The 18,684-nt window shown below is 38.5% G+C and carries 18 protein-coding genes; 8 read left to right on the top strand and 10 right to left on the bottom strand.

Translation table 11 applies throughout. The annotated features are described in order from the left end of the window. Positions 1-29: 29 nt before the first annotated feature. From AC3WOM_RS18260 to AC3WOM_RS18240, 5 genes are all read left to right on the top strand, one after another. Positions 30-1,082, top strand: a complete 1,053-nt coding sequence (locus AC3WOM_RS18260; protein ID WP_492447878.1) for a sulfate ABC transporter substrate-binding protein — start codon at positions 30-32, stop codon at positions 1,080-1,082. 11 nt (positions 1,083-1,093) lie between these two features. Continuing rightward, on the top strand, positions 1,094-1,924 hold the full coding sequence (cysT, locus tag AC3WOM_RS18255; protein WP_492447877.1) for a sulfate ABC transporter permease subunit CysT: 831 nt from the start codon (positions 1,094-1,096) through the stop codon (positions 1,922-1,924). A 9-nt stretch (positions 1,925-1,933) separates the two neighbouring features. Then, positions 1,934-2,809, top strand: coding sequence for a sulfate ABC transporter permease subunit CysW (gene cysW / locus AC3WOM_RS18250; RefSeq protein WP_427544812.1), 876 nt, complete (start codon positions 1,934-1,936; stop codon positions 2,807-2,809). A gap of 16 nt (positions 2,810-2,825) precedes the next feature. Next, complete coding sequence (locus AC3WOM_RS18245; RefSeq protein WP_492447876.1) at positions 2,826-3,896, top strand: sulfate/molybdate ABC transporter ATP-binding protein; 1,071 nt, start codon at positions 2,826-2,828, stop codon at positions 3,894-3,896. Between the two features lie 456 nt (positions 3,897-4,352). Further along, complete coding sequence (locus AC3WOM_RS18240; protein WP_492447875.1) at positions 4,353-7,145, top strand: S-layer homology domain-containing protein; 2,793 nt, start codon at positions 4,353-4,355, stop codon at positions 7,143-7,145. Between the two features lie 64 nt (positions 7,146-7,209). Here the strand turns inward: AC3WOM_RS18240 and cysI are convergent, their stop codons facing one another. The 7 genes from cysI to AC3WOM_RS18205 form a co-directional block, all read right to left on the bottom strand. Further along, positions 7,210-8,931, bottom strand: a complete 1,722-nt coding sequence (cysI, locus tag AC3WOM_RS18235) for an assimilatory sulfite reductase (NADPH) hemoprotein subunit (RefSeq protein ID WP_492447874.1) — start codon at positions 8,929-8,931, stop codon at positions 7,210-7,212. A gap of 17 nt (positions 8,932-8,948) precedes the next feature. Further along, positions 8,949-10,736: an assimilatory sulfite reductase (NADPH) flavoprotein subunit gene (locus AC3WOM_RS18230; protein WP_492447873.1), complete on the bottom strand. Its 1,788-nt coding sequence runs from the start codon at positions 10,734-10,736 to the stop codon at positions 8,949-8,951. A gap of 285 nt (positions 10,737-11,021) precedes the next feature. Continuing rightward, entirely contained in the window at positions 11,022-11,171 is a 150-nt protein-coding gene (locus AC3WOM_RS18225; RefSeq protein ID WP_427544821.1) for a DUF2292 domain-containing protein, read from the bottom strand. After that, positions 11,165-11,911, bottom strand: coding sequence for a sirohydrochlorin chelatase (locus AC3WOM_RS18220; RefSeq protein ID WP_492447872.1), 747 nt, complete (start codon positions 11,909-11,911; stop codon positions 11,165-11,167). Before AC3WOM_RS18220 ends, AC3WOM_RS18225 begins: the two co-directional genes overlap by 7 nt. 12 nt (positions 11,912-11,923) lie before the next feature. Further along, on the bottom strand, positions 11,924-12,700 hold the full coding sequence (gene cobA, locus AC3WOM_RS18215) for a uroporphyrinogen-III C-methyltransferase (RefSeq protein ID WP_492447871.1): 777 nt from the start codon (positions 12,698-12,700) through the stop codon (positions 11,924-11,926). A 303-nt stretch (positions 12,701-13,003) separates the two neighbouring features. Continuing rightward, complete coding sequence (locus AC3WOM_RS18210) at positions 13,004-13,201, bottom strand: uroporphyrin-III methyltransferase (RefSeq protein ID WP_492447870.1); 198 nt, start codon at positions 13,199-13,201, stop codon at positions 13,004-13,006. 145 nt (positions 13,202-13,346) lie between these two features. Then, the gene (locus AC3WOM_RS18205; RefSeq protein ID WP_492447869.1) at positions 13,347-14,855 is read right to left on the bottom strand and encodes a leucyl aminopeptidase; all 1,509 of its coding nucleotides are present in this window, start codon (positions 14,853-14,855) and stop codon (positions 13,347-13,349) included. Between the two features lie 121 nt (positions 14,856-14,976). On the opposite strand from AC3WOM_RS18205, the gene AC3WOM_RS18200 reads away from it, so the two are divergent. Then, a complete protein-coding gene (locus AC3WOM_RS18200) occupies positions 14,977-15,459 on the top strand; it encodes a divergent PAP2 family protein (RefSeq protein ID WP_492447868.1) in 483 nt (160 codons plus the stop codon). Positions 15,460-15,544: 85 nt separating this feature from the next. On the opposite strand, the gene AC3WOM_RS18195 is transcribed toward AC3WOM_RS18200, so the two are convergent. The 3 genes from AC3WOM_RS18195 to AC3WOM_RS18185 form a co-directional block, all read right to left on the bottom strand. After that, the gene (locus tag AC3WOM_RS18195; protein ID WP_283869341.1) at positions 15,545-15,874 is read right to left on the bottom strand and encodes a YuiB family protein; all 330 of its coding nucleotides are present in this window, start codon (positions 15,872-15,874) and stop codon (positions 15,545-15,547) included. A 155-nt stretch (positions 15,875-16,029) separates the two neighbouring features. Then, positions 16,030-16,527 carry an NUDIX hydrolase gene (locus AC3WOM_RS18190; RefSeq protein ID WP_427544834.1) on the bottom strand — a complete coding sequence of 166 codons (498 nt, stop codon included), beginning with the start codon at positions 16,525-16,527 and terminating at the stop codon, positions 16,030-16,032. Between the two features lie 184 nt (positions 16,528-16,711). Further along, a complete protein-coding gene (locus AC3WOM_RS18185; RefSeq protein ID WP_492447890.1) occupies positions 16,712-17,176 on the bottom strand; it encodes a MarR family winged helix-turn-helix transcriptional regulator in 465 nt (154 codons plus the stop codon). Between the two features lie 135 nt (positions 17,177-17,311). On the opposite strand from AC3WOM_RS18185, the gene AC3WOM_RS18180 reads away from it, so the two are divergent. Together AC3WOM_RS18180 and AC3WOM_RS18175 are read left to right on the top strand one after the other, a co-directional pair. Further along, entirely contained in the window at positions 17,312-17,803 is a 492-nt protein-coding gene (locus AC3WOM_RS18180) for a CarD family transcriptional regulator (RefSeq protein WP_492447867.1), read from the top strand. A 215-nt stretch (positions 17,804-18,018) separates the two neighbouring features. After that, the coding region (locus AC3WOM_RS18175) for an IS4 family transposase (protein WP_492447866.1) at positions 18,019-18,684 on the top strand (666 nt) is incomplete at its 3' end.

Below are 18,684 nucleotides of genomic sequence, written 5' to 3'. Positions count from 1 at the left end.
TTTTTTTAAATCAAAAAGGAGCGATTTTAATGAAAAAAAGAAAACATCTTTTCCAATCATTAGCACTTATATCCATGCTGACATTGACCTTAACAGGCTGTGGAACTAAATCATCTGAAAGTGATACTGGTGCTTCAGACACAAAAAAATCAGTGGAATTATTTAATGTATCTTATGACCCTACACGTGAGCTATACGATGAATTTAATAAAGATTTTATAAAGAAGTGGAAGGATGAAACAGGTCAAGAGGTGACTATCAAGCAATCTCATGGTGGTTCTGGAAAGCAAGGGCGCGCTGTTATTGATGGGCTAGAGGCTGATGTTGTTACCTTAGCCTTAGCCTACGATATTGATGAGATTGCACAGGCTCGGGATTTATTAAACAAAGACTGGCAAACGGAATTTGAAAACAATTCCACACCTTACACATCCACTATTGTCTTTTTAGTACGCAAGGGCAATCCAAAAGGCATTAAGGACTGGAATGACTTAATTAAGAAAGATGTTTCAGTTATTACACCAAATCCCAAAACATCTGGTGGTGCTCGTTGGAATTATTTAGCTGCTTGGGCCTATGCAGGGAAATTATATAACAACGATGAAACAAAAATAAAAGAATTTATGAATGCCTTATACAGCAATGTGGAGGTGTTAGATTCAGGTGCTCGTGGCGCTACAACAACCTTTGTTGAACGTGAAATTGGAGATGTCCTAATTGCATGGGAGAATGAAGCCTATTTATCCCTTAATGAGTTAGGAGATGATGAGTTTGAAATTGTCACACCTTCTTTAAGTATTTTAGCAGAGCCCCCTGTTGCAATTGTTGACAAGATAGTTGATAAAAAAGGAACACGCGAAGTAGCAGAAGCATATCTAAAGCATTTATATAGTGATGCGGGGCAAGAAATTGCTGCAAAAAACTACTATCGACCACGTAATGAAGAGATTCTAGCAAAATATCAAGACCAATTCCCACAACTTGAGCTTGTTTCCATCGATGATTTCGGAGGCTGGGCTGAAGCACAAGCAAAACATTTTAAAGATGACGGTACATTTGACGAAATTTATGTACCTCAATAAGGAGGCCTGTTATGACAAGTTTAACGATTAATAAAAAACGTCGCATCATTCCGGGCTTCCGTCTTTCTCTTGGTTACACCATGCTCTATGTTAGCTTGCTAGTTTTATTGCCACTTTCTATGATTTTTATTCATACACTGTCCTTAAGCTGGGCAGAGTTTATTGATATTGTGACTGCTCCTAGGGCTGTTGCTTCTTATAAAGTAAGCTTCAGCACAGCGCTCGCTGCTGGTTTACTGAATGTTGTTTTTGGCACAATTATTGCTTGGGTGCTTGTGCGTTACCAATTTCCCTTTAAACGCATTATTGATGGGCTTGTTGATTTACCGTTCGCTTTACCAACTGCTGTAGCAGGAATAGCCTTAACATCACTTTATGCACCCAATGGCTGGATTGGTCAATTTTTCAGCTTCAAAATTGCATTTACACCACTTGGTATTATCATCGCCCTAACGTTTATCGGGCTGCCATTTGTCGTTCGTACAGTACAACCTGTTTTACAAAGTATTAGTGCAGAGGTCGAGGAGGCCTCTGCAAGTCTTGGTGCAACACGTTTACAAACCTTCGGAAAAGTCATTTTACCAGAGCTGGCTCCTGCCATTTTGACAGGCTTTTCATTAGCTTTTGCACGTGCACTAGGAGAGTATGGTTCCGTAGTTTTTATCGCTGGAAATATGCCGATGAAAACCGAAATTACACCGTTAATTATTATGACGAAGCTAGAACAATATGATTATGCTGGTGCTACAGCTATAGCATTAGTCATGCTCATTACATCGTTCATACTATTATTCAGCATAAATATCATACAATGGCTGGCAAATCGTCGCTTTGTACAGTAGGAGGTATATATGGAACAATCTACAGTTATTCAGCAAGCTGCTCCTGAAAAAAATAAAGCCATAGCAAAGTCTTCAGCCTTACAAGAACCTCGCTTCGTTCGTTATACTTTGACATTTATTGCGTTAGTTTTTTTAGGATTTTTTATTGTTTTGCCACTAGTATCTATTTTCATCACTGCCTTCCAAAAAGGCGTAGACGTGTATATGGCAGCCATTACACATCCAGATGCCTTAGCGGCTATCAAGCTAACTTTAACAGTTGTTGTGATTGCCGTCCCATTAAACGCGATTTTTGGTATTATGGCTGCCTGGGCATTAACAAAATTTAATTTTAAAGGGAAAAATTTATTACTAACAATTGTTGATCTTCCTTTCGCAGTATCCCCTGTTATCGCAGGATTAATATTTATCTTATTATTTGGTGCACAGGGTCTATTTGGCGATTGGCTCTTTGAAAATGATATTAAGATTGTTTTTGCGCTTCCAGGGATTGTTCTTGCTACTATTTTTGTTACGTTGCCCTTTGTTGCGAGGGAACTCATTCCTCTTATGCAGACACAGGGAACCTCTGAGGAGGAGGCTTCCATATCACTAGGTGCAGGCGGCTTTAAAACATTTTGGCATGTGACATTACCAAATATCAAATGGGGCTTATTATACGGGCTTATTCTATGTAACGCTCGAGCGATTGGCGAATTTGGTGCCGTTTCTGTTGTATCGGGACATATTCGAGGGATGACAAATACTATGCCCCTTCATATTGAAATTTTATACAATGAGTACCAATTTGCAGCAGCCTTTGCCGTTGCTTCGCTTATGAGTGTTATTGCCATCATTACACTTATTGTGAAAGATATTATTGCCTGGAAATCAAAATCTGTTTAAAGGAGACATTGCCATTATGAGCATTCAAATAAAAAACGTATCAAAAAAGTTCGGTTCCTTTCAAGCTTTACAGGATATTTCCCTCCATATCCAATCTGGTGAACTCGTTGCCCTTCTTGGCCCATCTGGTTCAGGGAAAACCTCTTTACTACGTGTAATTGCTGGTCTGGAAACCTCTGATGTTGGTGAAATTTTATTTGACGACCAATTGATTACAGACCGTCATCCAAAGGAACGAAATGTAGGCTTTGTATTCCAGCATTATGCCCTTTTTCGACATATGACAGTATTTGATAATGTTGCCTATGGTCTTAAAGTACGTCCTCGTAAAACAAGACCCTCAAAATCAGAAATTAAAGACAAAGTGATGGAGCTATTACGTCTTGTTAAACTGGAAAATTTCGCTGAACGTTTCCCAACTCAGCTTTCAGGTGGGCAACGTCAGCGTGTGGCACTAGCTAGAGCACTTGCCGTGGAGCCGAAGGTGCTTTTATTAGATGAACCCTTTGGTGCACTTGATGCTAAGGTAAGAAAAGAGTTACGCAGATGGTTACGAAAACTTCATGATGATTTCCACATTACAAGTATATTTGTCACACATGATCAAGAGGAGGCACTGGATGTAGCGGATCGCATCGTTGTGATGAACAATGGCCAAATCGAGCAAATTGGTAGTCCAGATGAGGTTTATACAAACCCTAAAAGCCCATTTGTTTACGATTTTTTAGGAAATGTAAATATTTTCAAAGGACGCTTACATAATGGTAAATTAACACATGGTGAATTTGCTATTGATGTACCTGACTCACATGCACACACTCAGGATGATGCTATAGGCTACGTTCGTCCACATGATATTCAAATTGAAAAAACCGCTGTTACAGGTACAGTACCTGTCAAAATAAGTCATATTCATTTACTTGGTCCAATCGTACAAATTGAGTTACACCGTGAGGATATCGGCGAATTTCTAGAAGCTGAATTGTCAAAAGAGCAATTTCTTTCCCTAGAACTTAAAATCGGTGATCAAGTATATGTAAAACCAAAGCAGCTAAAGGTCTTTATCCCTGAAGATTTCTCCATCTAAAGTTTTAATGTAGCATACTCTCAAGCCGCTCTTTTTTATAAGAGTAGGCTTATTTTTTATGAGAATTAATTTTAATATGTACCTTTCTACTCAATTTTCCTAATTTACTATTTATTTAACCTAATTTTAACCTTTCTCTTCTATAGTAGTAGACAAATGATTTTATAACTTCAATAACAGGAAATGAAAATGTTAAGAATTAATCTTCCCAGTAAAGCAATCTATTTTCATGAATTCGCAAGTATACAACAAATGCAAATAACCAAACAGTCATTTAAATAACGTAAACTTTCCCTTTTTATTGAATTGTAAAAATTATGATCACTAGTTCCGGGAAACCTTCTCCAGACTAACAACACTCTTTTTGGCTCACTATATCAAATATTTAAAACAATGAAGAATATCTTATAGAGTGGGCAATCACTTACAATACCTTGACAAAAGAAGGAGGAAAAAATGGAACGAATCAATCAAATTATGGCACCTTTATTAGCATCGATAGTACTTTTATTCATGCTAATAACTGGACCTATTACAAATGTATCTGCATCTACGCAACCATGTGTAACCATTGGTGATCAATCAAATTCAAATTATAGCAGCCTTAATCTGGGTTATTTTGATAGCCTAACTCAGACCTTTACAGCCAAACATACGACTAATTTAACCGCCCTGGATATTTATTTGCAGCATGACCTTGCGGGAAGTGAAGTATGGGTCGATTTATTATCTCTGTCCGCAGGTGATCTATCGCCTGGAACGGTAATCGCACAGTCAAAAAGTATGATACAAGGGACTGGGTGGAGAACAATGAATTTTCCAACATCTGTTTCGCTTGTCGCTGGACAGAAATACGCAGTCAAAGTCTATCAGGTTAGTGGAAACAATCTCGTAACCATGCTGTCTGTATCAGCAAAAGAATATATGGACGGTATCTTTTATGTAGAAAAGGATGCTGTACGCCAGATCAGCAATCAGGAAAACATGAGATTAAGACTGTATACGAGTAAAGGAGATCCTAGCAGGGCTACAACCAATTTAAGCAGCTTAACACCGATGGACAATGTACTCCGTTTTGAAAGTGATCCAGTCAACTTAAAATACTTGGCCATCACTCTTCCAAGTGCATCTACTTTTACGCTGGCACCAACCTTAGAGACCCCCGCGGATTCATATTTGGAGATTAACGGCAGTTCAGGTATAAGTGGAGCCCCTTATACGATATCCGTGAATGAGGGGATAAGTACGATTGATTTCACTGTTATAAAAGGAGATTGTACTGAAAAGAAAACATATACAGTCAATGTCGTGAAGGATACGATAGCACCTACAATTACGGGCACAATTACACCTCAACCAAACGCAGCAGGATGGAACAACAGTGATGTAACTGTACGCTGGACTGTAAATGATAGTGCTTCTGAAATTGATCCTATGACGATACCTAGTGATCAAATTCTAACCGCTGAAGGTGACAATCTGCAAGTGACGGGAACTGTGAAAGACAAGGCTGGAAATAGTGCGACTGAAACTGTAAGAATTAAAATTGATCGTACACCTCCAACCATAATTGGAGAGGCAACAATACCCCCTAACTCTGCTGGTTGGTACAATGGGGATGTAATTATAAGCTGGACAGTCTCTGATGCACTTTCAGGAATTGATCCATCTACTTCACCAAGCAACAACGTTATTACAGGAGAAGGTGACAATTTATTTGTGACAACAAACGCGAGCGATAATGCTGGAAACAGTACAAATGCAACGGTGAGTGGGATTAAGATTGATCGCACTGCACCAGTGACGACATTAGCACCGCCTGTCCTTTTGTCAAACGGTACTACGAGACTTACACTAACTGCAACTGACACCCTTTCTGGAGTGAAGCAGACTTTTTACCAGATAGATAATGGTAATGTAGAGACTGGGAATATTGTCGACTTTCAAACAGATGGAACGTTTGTATTAAAGGCTTGGAGCAAAGACAATGCGGGTAACGTGGAGCAGGCACAAAGTATTCAGGTGGATGTGGATCAAACCGAACCCTACTTTATACAAAATTATCCTAGGTTAGAGATAATCGGAGAGACTACTGCTGATTTACTACTTAAAATAAATGAACCAGGTCATGTCTACTACACAGTTCTCTCTAACGGAACAGCTCCAACTGCTGCACAGGTTAAGGCGGGAACAGATGCATTAGGAAATTTACTCTCTGCCAACCTGCAAGGAAGTATTGCTATAGTGGGAAATAAGGAAGAAAAAATTAGCCTATCAGGACTGCAAAAATCAACGAAATACACTATTTATTTAGTAACGGAAGATCAAAAGAGTAATCTTATGCAAAACGTCAAAGCTCTATCGTTAGCAACATCAACTCCCCCATCAGCTAATAGCTATACGGTATCCTTCGAGTCAAACGGCGGAAGTATTGTAACCGATCAAAGCGTTTTGTATAACACAACTTTAAAAGAGCCATTAACTACAAAAGAGGGTTATACATTCGGAGGATGGTACAAAGATGCAGCTTTTACAAATGCATGGAATTTTACAAAAGACGTTGTAACGGAACGGATAATTTTGTACGCAAAATGGATTATGAACAGTACTTCAGGTGGTGGTTATATTCCTAATCCTGAGCCAAATCCAAGTCCAATACCAGTTGAAACACCAAAATCGGAACAACCTGTCCCAACACCTGAAGAACCCGAGCAACCTGAAGGAATGACACCAACTTATCGCTTCACTGATATTACTAACAATTGGGCAAGGGATATGATTGAGGACATTTCGGAGCGTGGTATTATCACTGGTTATCCAGATGGCACGTTCCGACCGAACGAACCAATAAAACGACAACATATTGCGGTCATGTTGGCACGTGCATTTGTGCTAACAACTAAACGTGAAGCTGTGCCATTTAGTGATGTACCCCAAAACCATCCATACTATGATTCTATAACGAAACTTCAACAAGCTGGTATCGTAGATGGATCAAACGGTGCATTTAATCCAAACGCACCTATGACACGTGGTCAAATGGCAAAGATTCTCGTACTTGCATTTGGTTTAACACCTGAAGGAACAAGTACATTCCACGATGTTCCTGCCACGCATTGGAGCTATAACTATATATCCGCACTCGCCGATTCTGGTATAGCATTAGGCGATAATGGTAACTTCAAACCTAATGAACCAGTGACACGAGCACAATTCGTGGCATTTATGTATCGGGCACTGAACCTATAATTTGAAATACGCTACAAAGCCTTTGACTAGACTTTGTAGCGTATATTAATTCTTTCTCCTGTCTCTATTGATGATGAAACTCTCTTCCATCATAGACTGCTGTTACATAGCCAGCCCGAATAACAAAATCTCCAAAATGCTCTCCCTCTAAACGATCCTTGGCAAAATGCAGAAGAATTGGACGAAGCTCTGCTAAAATTTCCTCTTCACCGATATTTTCACGATATATTTTATTAAGACGATTTCCTATAAAGCTTGCCCCTAGATACATATTGTACTTTCCTGGCCCTTTACCGATAAAGCCAATTTCAGCCATAGCAGCTCGTGAACAACCATTAGGACAGCCAGACATCCGAATAACGATTTCCGTCTCGCTTAGGCCGGCCTCATCAATAATTGTATCAATTTTTGTAATCAGGGAAGGTAAGTAGCGCTCCGCTTCAGCCATCGCTAGCCCACATGTTGGTAGCGAAACACAGGCAATAGAATTACGTCGTAAAGCAGAATAGTGCGCACCATCTGTTAGCTTGTATTCTTCAATAAGAGCCGCAATCTTTTTCTTCTTTTGCGGAGTAACATTGCCAATCATTAAATTTTGGTTTGGCGTTAAGCGAAAATCACCCGTGTGTACCTTCGCAATTTCGCGTAGCCCTGTTAGCAGTTGATAGTCTTCAAAATCCTTAATACGACCATTTTGAATAAATAGAGTATAATGCCATTTCCCCTCTGCCCCTTTAATCCAGCCAAACTCATCACCTGTACGATCGAATGTATATGGACGTGTTTCTTGAATATTCCAGCCTAGACGACGTGTGAGCTCCTCATTAAACCATTCAAGCCCTCTTGCATCAATTGTATATTTAAAACGAGCATTTTTACGTACGGAACGATTGCCATAATCGCGTTGAATCGTAATAATTTTTTCTGCTGTTTCCAGTAATTTATCAGGTGTGATAAAGCCAATAACCCGAGCAAGCTGTGGGTATGTTTCATGATCACCATGCGTCATGCCCATCCCACCACCTACTGCAACGTTAAAGCCAACTAACTTACTCTCCTCAACTATCGCAATTAATCCGATATCTTGTGAAAATACATCTACATCATTACTTGGAGGAACAGCTATACCAATCTTAAATTTGCGTGGTAAATACAATGAACCATAAATTGGTTCAATTTCTTCCTCTTGACTGTCTACTACCTTTTCACCATCTAGCCATAGCTCATGATATGCTCGTGTTCTAGGAAGTAAATGCTCGCTTAACTTTGCGGACCAATTGTAAATTTCCTCATGTAATGCTGATTGATTTGGATTGACATTACACATAACATTACGGTTTACATCCCCACAAGCAGCAAGAGAATCCAATAATACATCGTTAATTTCCTGCATATATTTTTTGACATTCCATTTTAAAATACCGTGTACCTGGAACGCCTGACGAGTTGTTAATTTTAAGGAACCATTGCCGTACTTTCTTGCCATTTCATCCATTACTAACCACTGAGCTGGTGTAGCTGCTCCACCTGGTGTACGTACGCGCACCATAAATTGATAAGCGGGCTCTAGCTTTTGACGCTGCCGTTCATTACGTAGATCACGGTCATCTTGTAAATAACTTCCATGAAATTTCATCAGTCGATTATCATCCTCTGGAATTCCTGAACTTAATGGATTATTCATCGTACGTTCAAGTGTTCCACGCAGATAATTACTTTCACTTTTTATACGCTCTACATCACTAGGATTTCCTGGTTGTGGAGGTAAAATAATTTTTCCTGTCATGTTTCTTCTCTCCTTTATTAATAAACGTCACGTTGATAGCGATTCTGTTGTTTTAGTTCATTGACAAAGGCTTTCGCTTCCTCTGGCGTTTTTTGTCCTTGTTGCTCTATCAGACGATGTATTGTGGCATCGACATCTGCCGCCATCGCTTTTTCATCACCACATACGTAAATAACAGCCCCTAGCTCCAACCATTCATAAAAAGCTGCTGCATTTTCTTCAATTTTATGTTGCACATAGATTTTTTTATCAGTATCTCGTGAGAAGGCTACATCCATTTGGGTTAGTGTGCCAGAGGCAAGCCAACGCTGCCAATCTGTTTGATAAAGGAAATCTGTCACAAAATGCTGATCACCAAAGATTAACCATGCCTTTCCTTCAATCCCAAGTTCCTCACGCTCCTCTAGAAATGCACGATATGGAGCCACACCTGTACCCGCACCAATCATAATAATTGGTGTGTCCTGTTGCACTGGTAATCTAAAATTGGGATTTTTATGCACATATATTGGTAATGTATCACCAATTTGAATACGCTCCGCAACACTGCCAGAGCAAACGCCAAGACGTTGACGTCCATTTGTCTCATAGCTTACTTTCCCAATAGTTAAGTGCACCTCTTCATTATTTGCCTTTTGACTACTAGCAATGGAATAAAGTCGTGCAGGAATTTTACGTAACAGCTCTACAAATTGCTGTGCATTCCATGAAAATGGTGCAAAATCTTCAGCGACATCAAGCAAATCTCTTCCCTTTGCATAGTCCTTCCAAGCGTTAGCATCTTCTACCATCTTTGTATATTCCTTATGAACTGTATAGGCACCAATCTTTTGTAATAGTGGCTTGGATAGCACTGTTATTTCTAGCTTCTTTTGCAAGGCTTCTCTTATCGATACTTTTTCATCAAATACACTTACCTCAGTTAGAGGATCAAACTGAAGTGCTGTTAATAAAGCATCGACTAATTTTTCATCATTTTCTGGCAAAATACCGATGCTATCTCCAGGCTCAAAATAGAAATTTGTACCCTCAATTGATAATTCAACATGACGCGTCTCTTTGTTGGAGCCCCTGCCATTTAAATTAATGCTTTCTAGTACTTCAGCATAAAAAGGATTTTTTCGAGAATATGTAGAATCCCGCTGTACTGTCTGATCTGTTGTCTCTAATGTAGCAGTTACATCAGCCTGCTGTAGGAGCTCCTTCTGAACAGCTGCAAACCATTGTGCTGCAGCATCATCATAATCCACATCACAATCTGTACGAGGGACAATCTGAGTAGCCCCCAATTTGGCAAATTGCTCATCGAAATCTTTCCCTGTTTTACAGAAGAATTCATAGGAGCTATCCCCTAAGGCTAGTACCGAATAGTGTAAATTCTCTAGTTTCGGAGCGCGCTTACTATGCAAAAATTCATAAAACTGTATGGCTTGATCAGGTGGGTCCCCTTCACCATGTGTACTGACAATGAGTAAAAGGTTTGTAAGCTTTTTTAAATTATTAGGCTTAAATCTCGCTAATGATGAAACTGTCACATCTACATCATTGCTTTTCAATGCAGACGCATATTTTTCAGCTAGACCCTGGCTATTACCTGTTTGTGAACCATATAAAATCGTCACTGTTTTAGTGCTTGGTGTTACCGTTGGCGGTACTTCCTCAGGTATAGTATTGATTGTTGCTAGCGGTGCACTTAAATAACCGTTTAGCCAAATTCTCTGCTCTCCAGTTAGTTTAGGGAGCAGCTCATTTAATAGCTTTACCTGCTCCTCATTAAATGGACTATTTATTACTTGCAGTTTCAAATCTTGCCACCTCACGTATTAGTATCATTTCTTTTCTTCATTGAGTCGGCGCCAAACCTTTTTTGGCTGGCGCTATTTTTTCTGTAAAAATCAATTATGCCTCGGCATAATTGCGTCCGGAATCGGCTTTGTGCTTGCACAAAGAAAACCTTTCTGATTCAGTGACATCTGCCAGAGGCTTTAACTTCTTTCAGTAGGTGTTTGGACATTCACTGAAAAGCAACCTAAACCCGCATTCATCTCACCACCTATAGAGGTGGAAGACTTCTGCTGAAAGAAGTTAAATTATCGAAGTCTTATTTTTTCCTTTTTTTCAATTTGGACCACATAGGAATTTTGGATAATTAAAGTAATTGATCCATGACTCACAGTATTTAAAATTTGACGGACATTATCTAATGCTAGATTTACATTTTCAGCCCTTTTATCTACCATGACAGAACACCTTCCTTATGACATGCTAATAATTCGACAATACGTTCCACTAAAACTTCCCTTACATTATGGTCGTAGCCTAAACTTTCACATAATGTGATGTTACGATTCTCATATTCTTGCAATCGCTTTGTTATACTTTGTCGAAGAATTCCTGTAAACAATAAATACGGCACGATAAATACTGGATCAGCCTTATTTTTCTTTTGCTGTAGCCACTCTTCAAAAGTTGGACCTATTCCATACAAATAACATGTGTCTACGGCAATATAAGCATATTTATCACGTAGCCTTACTGCAATTTTAGCTAAATCCCTCTTGACTTCTGGATCACTGCTCCCACGACCAATTAGTAAAACACTTGCATTGTTAGTAGGTAATTTTGTTTCTAAAATCCTAGTGTGTAGTGTGTCAATTAATAATTCATGGATACCAAGTGGTTCACCATATGTAAAGGTTATATGTGGATGCTGTTTTTTCGCTCTTTCGATTTCGCTTGGAATATCCTGCTTTGCATGCTGAGCAGCTAGCAATAAAATAGGCATGATCGCGATAGCTGTAGCCCCTCGTTTAATACAGCTATCGATCCCTTCAGCAATGGTGGGTACTGCCAATTCTAAGAAACAAATTTCTTGAATTGGAATATCAATCTCCAGTTGTACGCCCTTTAGAAAGGCAATGGCTTGCTCCACGCCTGCCTTTACACGGCTTCCATGAGCAATATATAAAATGGCTTGCATAAATCCACATCCTTACACAGAATTTTTTACTAACTGCGGCTGTGGAATGCTTTGCTCAAACCATTGAATTGATTCCCTCAATGTAACAACCTTTCCCACTACAATTATGCTTGGGTTTTGGATATTTTCTCGTTGTACAATCTTTTCTATAGTCGCTAAAGTACCCGTAACTGTTTTTTGCTGAGAAAGCGTACCCCAATGAATAAGCGCTACAGGAGTTTCTTCATCGCGACCATACTTAAGCAGCTGCTGACGAATATAGGGAAGATTGCCAACCCCCATATAAATCGCAATTGTATCAATTCCTTTTGCAAGACTTTCCCACTGTATGGCGTCATCCTTGCCCTCTCTCATATGACCTGTAACCATCGCAAAACTTGAGCTTAAATCGCGATGTGTTACTGGAATTCCCGCATAGGCTGGTGCGGCTATCCCAGAAGAAATCCCAGGAACAATTTCAAATGGAATATTATGCTGTACTAGCACCTCTGCTTCTTCTGCACCTCTGCCAAATACGAATGGGTCACCTCCCTTTAATCTCGTTACAATTTTCCCCTGCTGTGCATAGCTGACAATTGATTGATTAATATGCTCCTGAATCATGGCATGCTGCTGAGGCAGTTTACCGCAAAAGATAAGTTGAGCTTCCTTTTTAGCATAAGCCAGCAACTCTTTATTAATGAGTCTGTCATATAAGATGACATCAGCACATTCGATACACCGTAATCCTTTGACAGTGATCAAATCCACATCTCCAGGACCAGCACCTACTATAAAAACTTTCCCCATTTCTTTTCACTCCTTCTCGTCTCTTGTTAGAGATAGAAAAAAGACTCATATTATCCATGGGCATAGCGATGCCTATGAACAATAAGAGCCTCTAGTTTGCTAGTCAGCTACGTTTTCAATTCTTAGTAATATAATAAGAATAATAAATAATTTAGTATATTCTGTCAACAGTTTATTTCATGCCATTTTATGATTTTTTCAAGAACAATACCAATTAACAATCATGAAAACATTTACAAATTAAGAAAAAACCAGCTGCCGATGTAATTTCGACAACTGGTTAACATATACCACTTATTCAGCTTAAAAAGGTCTACGATACCGTGGTGGAAATGGTCGACTTGGATGGAAATATGGACCTGGTGGAAATGGACGATAGTTTGGATAAAACGGTGGAAATGGACCAAATTGTGATCCAAGAAAACTCCCTAAAAAACCTCCAAAAAACGGTGCACCGAATGACCAAAAGCCTCCTCCTGGATAACCTCCGAAAAATGGCATAAGCTACCTCCCTTTTTACTTTATCCTATGTAGGGAGGGCACAACTATCACATGTACATCGCCTAAGCTAATTGACATTATAGAGGGATAACTTATCTTCTATCATTTTCACTACCTGAACAAGTTGACACCCACCATAACGTTTTTAATTTTCTTCTCCTAATCGTTGCACAAAGTTTGCAATAGTTCTTACCATTACACCTGTTCCACCCTTTGGACCTAGATCATGTATAGCAACTGCATCAGATGTGCCCGCGATGTCTAAATGAATCCATGGTGTATCGCCAACAAACTCACCAACAAAGCCTCCACCAAAAATCATATGTCCATCTCGGCCTGGAGAATTATTTAAATCAGCAACATCTGATTTACGAATTCGCTTTTTATCACTTTCTGTTAACGGCATGCGCCATACAAATTCATCTGTTTCCTGTGAAGCTTCCATGAATGCAGCAAAGAAATCATCATCATTCGATAATGCCCCAGTTTTATCCATACCAAGTGCTGTAATTACCCCACCTGTTAATGTTGCTACGTCAATTATCGAAGTTGCCCCTTGCTGTTTAGCATAGGTAGTAGCATCTGCTAATACTAAGCGTCCCTCAGCATCCGTATTTAATATTTCAACTGTTTTACCACTATATGTTGTAATAACATCATCAGGTTTAAATGCTGTATCCGAAACCATATTATCAGTGGAACCAATAACAGCTACAACATTTTTATTTGGACGTAATTCACCAATGATTTTCATAGCGCCAAGCACTGCTGCTGCACCGCCCATATCGCCCTTCATGCCTACCATTGAATCCTTTGGCTTTAAGGAGTAGCCGCCTGTATCGTATGTAACGCCTTTACCTACAAGACCAATTGGCTCTTCAAAGTCTTCAGTAGCCTTATATTTTAATGTGATTAATCGAGGTTCTTCATGGGAGCCCTGATTAACACTTAAAATACCGCCCATACCAAGCTCCTCTAATTGTACTTTATTTAAAATCTCAACTTCAAAATCATAGTCTGTCGCAAGAGACTCTGCATAATTAGCCATGTCTGTTGGTGTCAGAAGATTCGGTGGTAAATTAATTAGGCTTCGTGCTTCGTTCACTGCATCTGCATAAATAATCCCTACTCCAAAGCTTGCCACTACCTCATCAATATCATTAGCTTTAGTTACTAGATGGATAGCCTCAATGCGCTTATCGACCTCATTTGAAGTTGTTTTATAATGAGGAATTGCGTAATAACCAAGACCTGTTCCCTCACCAGCTAAAAATGCAACATCTGCAACAGTAATATCTTCTGTCGTAAATGATTCAAGCCAAATTGAATACTCCTTAACCTTTAAGGCTCTTAGCTCCTTACCTACTAAACCAAATGCTGCACGTATAACGCCTTCTGTTAGATTTTTACGTTCATCTAATCCCACAAATAAAATACGTTTAAGATTAGCGTGATCTTTCATAAATGGCAATTTTGTTATTTTTTTTAGCTCTGTCGATACGTCCCCTGCGCTAAGCCACGCATTAATGGATTCCCCGTAAAATGATGAAAAACTATCCCATTCCTGCATTTGTTCACGATGTTTTGTGACTCCTACCACTAATACTTCAGTAGAAATCGTTTCAAATGATTTTGCTTCTTTTACAATATGCATGTTAATTCCTCCATTCATTCTCCATTATACCTAAGTTTCAGAAAACACGTAATATTTGGCTATAGCTTCTTTTAGAAAATAATGAATGTTATAATAAAAGCAATTATTAGTGAAGGTTGTGATGATTATGAGTTTACTTCAAAATACCCCTTTACTCGTTGCCCTCTTCGCAGTTCTCTTTGCACAATTTGTCAAAATTCCTATTCATTTTTTAATGGCCAGACAGATTAAATGGGGACTGATTACTTCTACTGGAGGAATGCCCAGCTCACATTCCGCTTCCGTTACAGGACTTACGACCTCTATCGCCTATGAAACTGGATTAGATTCTCCAATTTTTGCTGTAGCCGCTATGTTTTCATTTATCGTTATGTATGATGCAAGCGGTGTTCGCTATCAGGCAGGTCAACATGCAGCCATATTAAATCAGCTACGGAAGGACTTTCAAACTTTGCTTCATGATTTAAAGAAATGGCCGCAAATGGATGGGCAAGAAAAAATGGAAGAGCTGAAAACATTGCTAGGTCATAAGCGAAGCGAAGTTTTTTTCGGGGCACTAACAGGCATTTTTATCGCCATCATCACCTACCAGTTACTATTATAAAAAAGACACCTCCTCATGCTGGATTAGAAAATAAAAATCAGTATTTATCTCTACATCAATACATGGAGATAAATACTGAAACTTGTTAAAACATTCGATATCCACTTTTACGTAAATAAATCATGACAATCCCGGCTACTATAGAACCTGCAAAGCCACCAGATAGTATAGCAATATCTACAAATTGCAATGCTTGTAATTTATCGATTAATGCTGGAAACGCAGAGCCTGGCTTGAAAATATAATCTAAAAAGCTTACATCATCGACAATAAAAATCACAACAATTGGATACACAATTGCCATTAACCATGTCATTCGCAGAAGCATATTTAATAAAAATCCGATACCAAAGAACATGACGAAAAATAACAAAATTGAAATGATTAGCTGAACTAATGAAACTGGACCATCCATGTATGTATAACCTCCGTTTTTCTCTCATTAGTTTACATGATTACGACAACGCTTTCAATGAACATAGCCTTGTTTTCGCTTGTTCGTCATATTTAGGAAAATCATTTTGATTTTGCTAAACGCCAACATTTAATAAAAAACCGCTGTAGCTCCAATCATTTTTTAAAGAATAATCGATAAGACGAGTAGCCAAACACCTCGCCTGGATTAATGCCCTCAATCCCTTGTAACTGGTGTTTTTCAAATTGATTGGAGGCCATCTCTCTTAACATAACAGATGTCATTTCATCTTGTGCCAGCTCCTGTGGGTACATCCATCTTGCCTCTAACAATTCATTTTCTTGAATACAAATCAGCTGTTGCTCATCTATCATTCGACAATAAAAAATTGCCATATTATCACTAACTTCACCACGAATAACACCCGTACGAAAACCAATTAAGCCAGATACGCAGCAATCAATTCCTGTTTCTTCCTTTAATTCTCTGACAACAGCCTCATCTACCGTTTCACCCGCATTGACAAATCCAGCTGGCAATGACCATCTTCCCTTTAAGCCACTATATGCTTTTTTTACAACCAGCCATTGACCGAACTTATTGACAGCAACTCCAGCAACCCCCAACCAAACTTTCCCTCTATCTTTCTTCATCTCATTCACCTCTTATATCAATATTATAACTGCTCATTTTCTAAACGGAGAAGCATTAATTCTGAATTTTTAGTGTTTAGCTAAAAAATGCAACAAAAAAACCCCCTCGCAAGAAGGGCGAGAGAGGCTGATTTTTACTACTATAGATATAAGAATTCGTTACATCCTGAACCTATTTCATAACTTAGATTGAATCCTGCATTTTCAAATGTTCCAATTGCCAATTAAGCCTCAAGATATTTTTTAATTTGGTCACATGCTCTTCCCCTATCGTATCGATAAGTTGCTGCTCAATTTCTGCTTTGTATTGTTCATTTTTTTCATAGCATTCTTCACCAAATTTAGTCATACTAATAGCTTTATGTTTCTTACTATGCTCAACTTTACAAACTGTTACTAGTCCTTTGGCTTCCAAATTTTTTATGAATTTATGAGTTGCCTGTCTAGAAAAATCAACATCCTTAGCCACATCTGAAATCGTTAATTGCTTTTTATATATTTTACCCAAAATATTCCATTCAGAATTAGAAATATAAATATGATTTTGTTTATTCCACTTCTCTTCAGCAAGCCGTCGAAGTATTTCATGACGTTCGCTTAATAAATCAATGATATCCCGATTTTGCAATTCGTCCTTCAACTTATTCACCTTCATTCCATATTTTTCGTTAATAATATACAAAAAAAAATACCACTCGTCAACTAAGTTGACAAAATATATTTATTTGATTATACTTAATTTAGTCAACTAAGTTGACAATTTATTTTGTTGGAGGGAAAATACATGTATAATGTTGGCGATGTAGTCATTTATTCATCACATGGACTTTGTTCAATTGAAGATATCTGTGAACAAACTTTTAGCGACATTACAAAAACTTACTACGTTTTGCATCCATTAAATGATTCAAAATTAACCATTCGCACCCCTATTGACAATGCAAAAAAACAGCTTAGAGACATCATAAAAAAAGATGAAGCCCTCAAAATTCTTCATTCGTTTACTTCTCCTGGTGTTGAATGGATAGAACAAAACACACATCGTATGCGATCTCATATAGAAATTATTAAATCCGGTGATCGACAAAAGCAAGCAAGTCTCTTAAATACTTTACTAAGAAAAAAGCTTGAATTTCTTGCACAAGAAAAAAAATTCCCAAATCAAGAAGAAAAATTACTTCTAACCTTACAGGAATCCATTTTCTCAGAATTTTCGATTGCCCTTAATAAACCCTCAGAGGAAATTTATGAAGATGTATTAACAAAAATTCAATAACATTTTTTGGTACATAAAGAAGCCACAACCATCTCTATAATTGAGATCATTGTGGCTTCTTTCATATTTAATCAAATCATCACTAGCATCGCATTAAAATAATGCCTCATTCAAATTAATCATAATTTTCTGTAATTACATGTAAGCACAAAAAAGTCCTTTATAATGGTTTGGTGGTAGTAACCTATCCAAATCCAATAAAAAGGACCAATCTCATGGATAAGATTACACGAAAAACATCATTTGAACAATGGTTTTCACCGATTTCAACAGAAAAAATGCAGGAATACGTGGAAAACCACCAATTAAACTACTATACAAAGAAGCTATACATGGTTTCCTTTCTAAAAATACTCTTGTATGCACAGTTGAACGAAACCGAAAGTATGCGCGCTGTGCGTGACGCGATGTTTTCAGAAGAACTCCAGCAGCTCACCAATTTAGATTCGATTAGCAACTCGCAATTAGGACGCCGATTGAATCAGGTACCAACCGAATTCTTTCAACAGATTTTTCTCGATTTGGTGGCGCAAATTCATATGAAAACTGAATTTAAGCAACACCGGAAAATATCGACGCCCTTAAAGATCATTGATTCCAGTACGCTGCCTCTGAATTTGAACAATCATAAGTGGGCCAAGTTTCGCAAAACCAAATCGGGTGTCAAACTGCATTTACGCCTCGTCTACATGGAAAAAGACTGTTCTTATCCCGACAAGGCGGTGCTCACGAATGCAATAGAACATGATAGCGGGCAGCTTGAAGTGTTGGTCGACGATAAGGAATGCATGTACGTATTCGACCGAGGCTACTTAGATTATGAGCGTTTTGATCGGATGACCGATGACGGCTATTTCTTTGTCTCGCGCTTGCGTAAAAAT

This window comes from Lysinibacillus sp. FW301-JW8 (assembly GCF_058788755.1).
The sequence above is the reverse complement of the archived record's forward strand: the minus strand, read 5'-3'. Positions and strand labels throughout refer to the sequence as shown.